A 5,916-nucleotide genomic window follows, 5' to 3' on the forward strand; every position below is an offset into this window, starting at 1 on the left:
GTGGATGGGGTGCTGCCGACAGTCCCAGATGAAACAGGAAGTTTTTGTTAATGAATGTTAGCAAAAATCGAACGGCTTTCGTCCGTCCCCTGCATTGGCGTTGTTATACTGCTGACTGCTCGCCACCGCCTTCTATGTAGCGACGCAAGACCGAGTTGATTAAAGCTTTATATTCTCCGCTTTGAGCTTGGAACCACTTCAAAACATCTGGATCGATCTGAACTAGGCGCTGTGCTTGAGACGCGGGAATTCTTAAAGTAGCCTTCTCAAAAAACTCTTCCGTCAACGGTGGAATGTCAGAGTAATCAATCCCTTCATCTTCCATCGCCTCCAGTGCTGTCCAATTAGTACGAGAGGTATTGCTCAAGTCTTTGGCGCTCATATCGATTTGCCCTTCGTGCTGAAATGATCCGAATCACGTTATTCTGCCGTTCTGTCCAAACAACAACCGCTATGCCGTTACCGAGGAAACCGATACCGAACCAACGGTCTTCGCCGTAATCAAAACGATCGTCTAGCTCAATTAGCATTGGACTATCAAACATCTCAGAGACATCTGCCAAATCAATCTCATGTTTGCGAATATTTTCTAAATTCTTCGCTTCATCCCACTCAAACTGCATGAAAATCTGGAAATGCTAATTAGGCTGCCTCTATTATCGTGCATTCTGCCCAGGCTTTAGCGTAGCTGACGAACGGCATTCGCATATCTCAATGCTAGAGCCTGAATCTCCTTGTCGCTAGCTGGGGGGGTGTGCTGATGTTTGCCTTGGATATTCGATCGGGATTTGCGATCGCCTACGGTACGCTATGCGATCGCGATACTACTGACACAACGCTACGCGATCGCACTTAGCCTGTCTATCCAGAGATGCGATCGACCGTTTCGACGGTACAATCTGCCTCATCACCAATCCACCTTCTTTAATTTTCAATTATTGTTGGGTTGAAAGCGCAAAGAATTAAGCGATCGCACCCTTTGAATTGTTTCAAAATCGCGATCGTTGTGAATTAGAATTAATTGGTGTTCCAGCGCAAGTTGAGCAATGCAACAATCAATACTACTTCTAAGCGTTAAACCCTGTCGTTGCAGATCGTAATAAATTCGGGCAGCCGCCACCCAAGTATCGGGAGTTGCCTCGATATAGTCTTGATCTTGAAGATAAGTTTCTAATAGCGTCCACTCGCGATCATCTCGGCAACCTTGCAAGAGTTCCATCTGAGTAAATCGGCTTAAAAAAATGCTTTCATTGTTAATTATTGCTTCGAGAGATTGACGGACTGCACCTGTGCGATTGCGGAAAACACTTATCCAAACAGAAGTATCAATCAGAAACATTTCGGTTTTCTCGCAAGGCTTTGTAGTTGTAGTCTGTTGAAAATTGAATTTGTCCGCTCAAATCCAATAAATTCCGCTTTTTGCGGGTACGAATTAATTCTTGCAAAGCAAAATTAATCAGTTCTTTTTCTGTTTTTAAGTTGGTTAATTGCAGGGCTTCTTTAACCAATTCCTCGTTAATTTCAACATTATTTTTCATAATTTTTTAGCTAACATAACTCTCTCATTATAGCATATAGCATAGGGACATCCAAACTCAACGAAGCGAGCTTGCGCCCTGGGCAGTCCGATTTCCTTGTCGCAGAAAGCCTGCCTGCTGATGCTGGCTTCTTCCACTATATCGGGATCTGCGATCGCACTTAGCCTGTCTATCCAGAGATGCGATCGCTCGCTTCGACGTTACAATCTGTCATAACAATAGGAGTAAAATCCAATGACAACCAACACCTATGCGAGAAGAACGGATGGCAGCAGTAGAAGCAGCAATTAACGAATTGCAGAAACAAGTTGCAAATCCTCAACCGACGAATTGGTTACAACAAATTACAGGGTCTTTCAAAGATGAACCCGCCTTTGAAGATGTACTGGCTTACGGACGAGCGATTCGCCAAGGTGATGAGTCTGTATAGGTTGCTATTCAACTATGCCTAGATTTAGGACACACTTCAAATGCCAACTGTGAACGATAAAAACAGACATCAAACTCCAGAAAAAAGTTTAACTGACCCAAAATAATAGGCGGATCGTTAGATTTAGCCCAAGCAAAAGCTAAACGAACAGGTGGAAAATCGCTAATTTGCCCCACAACAGCTAAACCCCTTGCTTCCACTGGCGCAAGATTACCTGCTAAGGAAATTGAAAGGGTTTGCTCCTCCCAAACTGCTCCCAATGCTAAACCAACATGGTACGGTAAAACATTAAGACTCGCGCCTGTATCCAACAAACCAAAAACTTCCGAAACATAATCCCGATAACTTAAAGTAATGGGTAGATAAGGAAAAACATTAGCCTCTCCTGCTTGATTCCTTCGTTCAATAAAAGGAAATAGTTTAGCATTTCGCATTTTCTTTCGCTTCTTCTTGTTCTAATAAGCTCATTAATTTCTGAGCAGCATCACCATAATCATAAGGCGACCAAGCACGATAAACCACGTCATTATCCAATGATTTTAAACCTTCTTCTTTCGCCAATTCAGCAGTTAAAAACTGCATCATTTCAATTTTTTCATCATGGGATAACTGCCGCAGTTGAGCTAATAATTCAAGATTTGACATAAAACAACCTTACATTCATTTTTCCATGTTACCAGTCACCTTCAACGCCGCGCACACTAACTGCTGCGTAATATAAAGCGATCGCGCCGTCCCACTCTCCAAATCAAAATAGGTCGCAAACCGTTTGAGGTTCCCCGCAGTCATCCGGTACAGGTAATCTGCCGCCTCAGCCGCCACCCGAACATTCACGCTCTCACTCTGTACGTTCAGCACTGCCATCTCTGCACAAGATAGGTTATTTGTCAATCTCAATGCTAGAGCGTGCGCCTTGGGCAATCCGATCTCCTTGTCGCAGAAAGCCTGCCTGCTGATATTGGCTTCTTCAACTATATCGGGATCTGCGATCGCACTTCACCTATCTATTCAGAAATGCGATCGACCATTTATATGGGTTAACAGTAAATTTAATAAAGAAACCCGGTTTCTATGCTGGTTTGTGATTTGTATGCGGCGACTATATGAATGCGCTGGTTGAAGGCTGGTTGATGGGAAAACAGGCAAAACCTTTATTTGGCATTCAGTGGAATATTCGATGGGAAACGCCCCTGGAAACGCTGCGAACTCAGTTGAACCTCAATGTTCGATCGCCACTGTCGCAGAACGCCATTAGCGCGTTCCAGCACCTTGGCTAGAGTCTGGGCAACCTTGATCGGGCGGTACGTAGTTCTCAAGTTGCATGGATTTGTGGAACTCTACGGTAGCCCAGCTAGATTCCATCTGAATAAATTGCACGCCGACAATTAAAGTTACTATACCTGTAATTTTCAGTAGAGAACCCATAACACCAGTTTCCGTTTCGTTTAGACTCTATATAATATGATCCTTTGATTCGGGTAATTCAGTGACGCAGAAGTTAAGGCAAAGGTGACAAAATTATTCTAAATGGGTGATGTATTGGCTTACGCTCACGTGACTGGACGTTACAAATACAAGTGATACGGATCACAAGTCAAAGTGCGATCGTCCTACAAAAATTTTAGATTTGCAATTTTTCAATCTGAACTCTGCAATTCTCCATTACCAGGTTGTATCAAATTCTACTAAAATGCAGCCGCAGATCGGCTAAGGTCGAGGCAAGACCTAATTGTAATGCGGGCTACATCATCATGCGCGTCGAGCAGTTGCAGGCATTCCTAGCGATCGCTGAAACCGGCAGTTTTCAGCAAGCAGCGCGAAAATGTGGCGTCACCCAATCCACGATCAGTAGGCAGATTCAGTCCCTGGAGACAGATCTGGGTTTGTCGCTGTTTCACCGGAGTAACCAGGCAAAGCTAACTCTGGGAGGCGAACGTTTTTTACCCCGCGCCCGGAAAATCTGCCTGGAGTGGGAAAATGCGACACTGGAATTAGCAGAGTTGTTGGCAGGTAAGCAGCCAGAACTTTGTGTGGCTGCCATTCCTTCGATCTGCGCTTATAACTTGCCGCCAGTATTGCAGAAGTTCTGTCAAGACTACCCAGCAGTGCAATTGCGAGTTACTTCCCTGGGCAGCGATCGGGCCTTGAAAGTCCTTAAAGATGGGCTCGTCGATGTAGCTATTGTCATGAATAATCGATTTTTAACCGCCAGCCCGGAAATGGTGGTGGATGTGCTTTACAATGAACCGATTGAGGTTTTGATGGCGGTAAATCATCCGCTTACGCAGTACGAAAGAGTACCTTGGTCTGAAATAACCCGTTATCCGCAAGTGGTGTTTAAGGTTGGCTATGGAATGCAACGTTTGATACAAGACCAATTTCAGCGTCTGGGTGCAACTATGAATGCAGTGTTGGAACTGAATACGCTTGATGCTTTTAGAGGTATGGTGCGCCAAGGAGATGCGATCGCTTTACTGCCCAAAACAGCCGTTTTTGACGCCCATTACGATCCAACTCTAGCAGTACGATCGACTTGCGAACCAACGTTAAAGCGTCAGGTGGTATTGGTAACAAGTTGCGATCGCATTCAAATTCCACCAATTCAGCATTTTCGCAACCTCGTTCACAAGTTAATCGGCATCCAAACCGAACCGCTAGCGGTGGCGTCACCAACTACAACTATCCCCGCTTCTTTACCTCACAGTATTGCAATATAGCCTTTAGTCATTAGTCATTAGTCATTGGATAAGAGAAAATCAATAACCGATGACTAATAACAAATGACAATTAACAACCAATAACTTCTTCTATGAGCAAAGTTTTTAGAGAACTGTTGAAAAAAGTTGGCAGCGGTACGCATACCGGCGAAGATTTAAATCGAAACGAAGCAGCCCAAGCAACCCAGATGATGTTGCTTGGGGAAGCAACTCCAGCACAAATTGGAGCTTTTATGATTGCCCACCGGATCAAGCGTCCCACGGGAGAAGAATTGGCGGGAATGCTGGATGCTTATGACGAACTGGGGCCGAAACTGCAACCCAGCAATCGGTTTAAGTCCGAGGTGGTAGTTTTGGGTATACCTTATGATGGGCGATCGCGCACGGCACCGATCGGTCCCCTCACAGCTTTAATCCTAACCGCAGCTGGAGTGCCAGTAATTATGCACGGGGGCGATCGAATGCCTACCAAAGAAGGTCTCCCCCTAATTGATATCTGGCAAGGGTTAGAAGTTGATTTTAGTAAATTATCCCTGGTACAAACTCAGCAGGTTTTTGAAAGTACTGGACTGGGATTTGTCTATTTGCCCCGACATTTTCATTTAGCAGCCGAATTTGTTTCCTACCGCGACCAAATTGGCAAGCGTCCTCCCTTTTCCACGATGGAATTGATGTGGTGTCCCTACGCGGGAGATGCCCACATTGTGTCTGGATTCGTTCATCCGCCCACCGAAAATATGTTTCGAGACGCCTTCGCCTTGCGGGGAACTCAGCATTTCACGACAGTGAAGGGGTTAGAGGGAAGTGGGGATTTGCCGCGCGATCGCACCGCCATTATCGGCATTGCTAAGCCAGACGCGCCCTTTGAACGCCTGCATTTAGCACACAACGATTATGGTTTTAGTAACAAGAATCCATCTCTTGATTCCACTACTGAATTAATTGAACAAATACAATCTGTATTGCAAGGAAAACCCTCGGAAATGATGCAATCTGCTATCTGGAATGGAGGTTTTTATCTGTGTAATTCTGGCGTTTCTCCAGATATGCACTCCGGTATAGCAGAAGCAACAAACCTACTTACCAGCGGACAGGTTGTTAAAAAACTTCAGGAAATTCGTAAAGCTGTCGCCTCTTTCCAAATAGTATCTGTTTAGTTGGCATATTCACAACTTTGAAAAACGACGTTCAAACTGAGTTATATTATATTTGGTATGTTGTTGGGGGTCAG

The 5,916-nt window shown here is 44.8% G+C and carries 12 protein-coding genes; 4 read left to right on the forward strand and 8 right to left on the reverse strand.

Translation table 11 applies throughout. From position 1 onward, the window contains the following. Positions 1-103 precede the first annotated feature (103 nt). From LAY57_RS06420 to LAY57_RS06435, 4 genes are all read right to left on the reverse strand, one after another. The gene (locus LAY57_RS06420) at positions 104-382 is read right to left on the reverse strand and encodes a BrnA antitoxin family protein (protein ID WP_249065501.1); all 279 of its coding nucleotides are present in this window, start codon (positions 380-382) and stop codon (positions 104-106) included. Continuing rightward, the gene (locus LAY57_RS06425) at positions 345-623 is read right to left on the reverse strand and encodes a BrnT family toxin (protein ID WP_249065502.1); all 279 of its coding nucleotides are present in this window, start codon (positions 621-623) and stop codon (positions 345-347) included. The genes LAY57_RS06420 and LAY57_RS06425 overlap by 38 nt, the downstream gene beginning before the upstream one ends. Before the next feature lie 308 nt (positions 624-931). Next, the gene (gene vapC, locus LAY57_RS06430) at positions 932-1,339 is read right to left on the reverse strand and encodes a type II toxin-antitoxin system VapC family toxin (protein ID WP_249065503.1); all 408 of its coding nucleotides are present in this window, start codon (positions 1,337-1,339) and stop codon (positions 932-934) included. Continuing rightward, the gene (locus LAY57_RS06435; RefSeq protein ID WP_249065504.1) at positions 1,326-1,538 is read right to left on the reverse strand and encodes a type II toxin-antitoxin system VapB family antitoxin; all 213 of its coding nucleotides are present in this window, start codon (positions 1,536-1,538) and stop codon (positions 1,326-1,328) included. Before LAY57_RS06435 ends, vapC begins: the two co-directional genes overlap by 14 nt. 250 nt (positions 1,539-1,788) lie before the next feature. On the opposite strand from LAY57_RS06435, the gene LAY57_RS06440 reads away from it, so the two are divergent. Beyond that, a complete protein-coding gene (locus LAY57_RS06440; RefSeq protein ID WP_249065505.1) occupies positions 1,789-1,968 on the forward strand; it encodes a hypothetical protein in 180 nt (59 codons plus the stop codon). 8 nt (positions 1,969-1,976) lie between these two features. On the opposite strand, the gene LAY57_RS06445 is transcribed toward LAY57_RS06440, so the two are convergent. Genes LAY57_RS06445 through LAY57_RS06455 form a run of 3 tightly spaced genes read right to left on the reverse strand, consistent with a single transcriptional unit; the run spans position 1,977 to position 2,889 of the window. Continuing rightward, positions 1,977-2,402 carry a hypothetical protein gene (locus tag LAY57_RS06445; protein WP_249065506.1) on the reverse strand — a complete coding sequence of 142 codons (426 nt, stop codon included), beginning with the start codon at positions 2,400-2,402 and terminating at the stop codon, positions 1,977-1,979. Next, positions 2,389-2,613, reverse strand: a complete 225-nt coding sequence (locus LAY57_RS06450) for a hypothetical protein (RefSeq protein ID WP_249065507.1) — start codon at positions 2,611-2,613, stop codon at positions 2,389-2,391. The genes LAY57_RS06445 and LAY57_RS06450 overlap by 14 nt, the downstream gene beginning before the upstream one ends. A gap of 15 nt (positions 2,614-2,628) precedes the next feature. Next, the gene (locus LAY57_RS06455; RefSeq protein WP_249065508.1) at positions 2,629-2,889 is read right to left on the reverse strand and encodes a hypothetical protein; all 261 of its coding nucleotides are present in this window, start codon (positions 2,887-2,889) and stop codon (positions 2,629-2,631) included. A gap of 182 nt (positions 2,890-3,071) precedes the next feature. Between LAY57_RS06455 and LAY57_RS06460 the strand changes: the two genes are divergently transcribed. Continuing rightward, positions 3,072-3,245, forward strand: coding sequence for a Coq4 family protein (locus tag LAY57_RS06460; protein WP_249065509.1), 174 nt, complete (start codon positions 3,072-3,074; stop codon positions 3,243-3,245). Here the strand turns inward: LAY57_RS06460 and LAY57_RS06465 are convergent. Next, on the reverse strand, positions 3,220-3,393 hold the full coding sequence (locus LAY57_RS06465; protein WP_249065510.1) for a hypothetical protein: 174 nt from the start codon (positions 3,391-3,393) through the stop codon (positions 3,220-3,222). The genes LAY57_RS06460 and LAY57_RS06465 overlap by 26 nt on opposite strands. A gap of 326 nt (positions 3,394-3,719) precedes the next feature. Here LAY57_RS06465 and LAY57_RS06470 point away from each other — a divergent pair, with 326 nt between their 5' ends. Next, entirely contained in the window at positions 3,720-4,685 is a 966-nt protein-coding gene (locus LAY57_RS06470) for a LysR family transcriptional regulator (protein WP_249065511.1), read from the forward strand. A gap of 92 nt (positions 4,686-4,777) precedes the next feature. Further along, positions 4,778-5,842: an anthranilate phosphoribosyltransferase family protein gene (locus LAY57_RS06475; protein WP_249065512.1), complete on the forward strand. Its 1,065-nt coding sequence runs from the start codon at positions 4,778-4,780 to the stop codon at positions 5,840-5,842. The last annotated feature ends 74 nt before the right edge of the window (positions 5,843-5,916 follow it).

The sequence above is a fragment of the Argonema antarcticum A004/B2 genome, from assembly GCF_023333585.1.
GTDB lineage: Bacteria > Cyanobacteriota > Cyanobacteriia > Cyanobacteriales > Aerosakkonemataceae > Argonema > Argonema antarcticum.

Excerpts from the sequence above, each read along its gene's own strand:
- LAY57_RS06420 (WP_249065501.1), bottom strand. The coding sequence starts at position 382 with ATGAGCGCCAAAGACTTGAGCAATACCTCTCGTACTAATTGGACAGCA.
- LAY57_RS06425 (WP_249065502.1), bottom strand. The coding sequence starts at position 623 with ATGCAGTTTGAGTGGGATGAAGCGAAGAATTTAGAAAATATTCGCAAA.
- vapC (WP_249065503.1), bottom strand. The coding sequence starts at position 1,339 with ATGTTTCTGATTGATACTTCTGTTTGGATAAGTGTTTTCCGCAATCGC.
- LAY57_RS06435 (WP_249065504.1), bottom strand. The coding sequence starts at position 1,538 with ATGAAAAATAATGTTGAAATTAACGAGGAATTGGTTAAAGAAGCCCTG.
- LAY57_RS06440 (WP_249065505.1), top strand. The coding sequence starts at position 1,789 with ATGCGAGAAGAACGGATGGCAGCAGTAGAAGCAGCAATTAACGAATTG.
- LAY57_RS06445 (WP_249065506.1), bottom strand. The coding sequence starts at position 2,402 with ATGCGAAATGCTAAACTATTTCCTTTTATTGAACGAAGGAATCAAGCA.
- LAY57_RS06450 (WP_249065507.1), bottom strand. The coding sequence starts at position 2,613 with ATGTCAAATCTTGAATTATTAGCTCAACTGCGGCAGTTATCCCATGAT.
- LAY57_RS06460 (WP_249065509.1), top strand. The coding sequence starts at position 3,072 with ATGAATGCGCTGGTTGAAGGCTGGTTGATGGGAAAACAGGCAAAACCT.
- LAY57_RS06465 (WP_249065510.1), bottom strand. The coding sequence starts at position 3,393 with ATGGGTTCTCTACTGAAAATTACAGGTATAGTAACTTTAATTGTCGGC.
- LAY57_RS06470 (WP_249065511.1), top strand. The coding sequence starts at position 3,720 with ATGCGCGTCGAGCAGTTGCAGGCATTCCTAGCGATCGCTGAAACCGGC.
- LAY57_RS06475 (WP_249065512.1), top strand. The coding sequence starts at position 4,778 with ATGAGCAAAGTTTTTAGAGAACTGTTGAAAAAAGTTGGCAGCGGTACG.